Below are 1,771 nucleotides of genomic sequence, written 5' to 3'. Positions count from 1 at the left end.
CTCCGAAGGCTTTCGCTCGTCCCAGTGATGCAACGGGATAAACATCGTCGCGCTGTTCGGCCCTCGTGTATTAAAGACGAAATTCATGCCGGACATCGCGTCGGTTGAGTGAACGGCGGGGATCGAGAGGAAATACTGTTCGATCTTCTCGAGGACTTTCACAGTCCGTTGCGTGGACGCGCCATCGGGCAGCTGCACGACCGTGATGAAATACCCTTGGTCCTCTTCCGGTAAAAAAGCGGGAGGAATCACCCGGAAGAGCCCGAATGCCGCGAACAGGATCACCGCGAACACCGAGAAGGAGACGGCCCGCCATTTGATCATGCCGTCCACGGCTCTGGAATAGCGCTCCCGTGTCCAATTAAACAATCTGTTGAACAGCGCGAAAAATCCCGTCTCGTGATGTTCGCCGCCTGGCTTCAGCACCAGCGCCGACAACGCGGGGCTGAGCGTCAGAGCTACAACCCCTGAAATCGTCACCGCCATGGCGATCGTGATGGCAAACTGTTTATAGAGTTCGCCGATGATCCCGCCGAGGAACGCAACCGGCACGAACACGGCACAGAGGACCAGGACGATCGCGATGACCGGCCTGGTGACTTCGGTCATGGCTTTCTTCGAGGCTTCCTTGGGCGATAGCCTGCTTTCTCGGATGTGTCGCTCGATATTTTCGACCACGACGATGGCATCGTCCACCACGATTCCGATAGACAACACCATGCCGAATAGGGTGAGGGTATTGATCGAAAATCCCAATGCCTCCATGCCGGCAAACGTGCCGATCAATGAGACCGGAACCGCAACGGCGGGAATCAAGGTGGCTCGCCAACTTTGCAAAAACAGATATACGACCAGGATGACAAGAGTCATCGCCTCGGCCAGCGTCTTGAGCACTTCCTTGATCGACACTTCGATGAACTTCGTCGTGTCGTAAGGAATATCGAACATCAGCCCGGGCGGAAAGGACTCGGCCAGCTCTTTCATTTCGGCACGAACGTGTTTGACCGTGTCGAGCGCGTTTGCGCCGGGAGCCAGAAAGGTAATCAGGAAGACGTTCGGCTTTCCATTCCACCGCCCTTGCATGACGTACGACAGAGCTCCCAGCTCGACTCGCGCGACATCTTTCAGACGGATCATCGACCCGTCCGGCATGGCTCGGACAATGAGATTTTCGAAGTCCTCGACTTCCGTCAATCGGCCCTGAGTCATAATGGGGATGGTGAGCTCCGTTCCCTTGGGAGCCGGCTCGCGTCCCACCTGCCCCGCCGGAAAATCGCGGTTTTGCTCGCGCACCACATTGGCGATGTCGCTCGGCGTCAGAGCCAACTGCGCCATGCGCACCGGGTTTAAAATGAGGCGCATCGAGTAATTTTGCTGTCCGAAGACCATGGCCTGTCCGACACCCGGAATGCGCTTGAGGTTGTCGATGACGCGCAACAACGCATAGTTCGAGATAAACACCGTGTCGTGAGTCGGGTCGCTGGAACTCAGCGCGACGACCGCCAAGAGGTCGGGAGAAAATTTCAAGACACTGATTCCTTGCCGGACGACTTCAGGAGGAAGCTGCGGTTCCGCAAGTTTCATGCGGTTGTGCGTCTGCACCTGCGCGATATCCACGTTGGTGCCGATTTCAAAGGTGAGCCTGATGCTGACGTGGCCGTCGTTCGTGCTGGTCGAGTCGTAGTAGAGGAGATTGTCGATGCCCGGCAGCTGCACTTCGATCGTCCGAGCCACCGAATCCGCCGCGACTTCCGCGCTGGCTCCGGGGTAA

Annotated in this window: 1 protein-coding gene; it reads right to left on the bottom strand. The window is 57.3% G+C overall.

Annotated features, from left to right (window positions below; translation table 11 throughout):
- Window positions 1–1,771: efflux RND transporter permease subunit (locus ACOSYY_RS14875; RefSeq protein WP_421663313.1), on the bottom strand; the 1,771-nt coding region annotated here is incomplete at both ends.

Source organism: Nitrospira sp. BLG_2, assembly GCF_049222245.1.
Note: the sequence above shows the minus strand (reverse complement) of the source record. Positions and strands in the feature narration are given on the sequence as shown.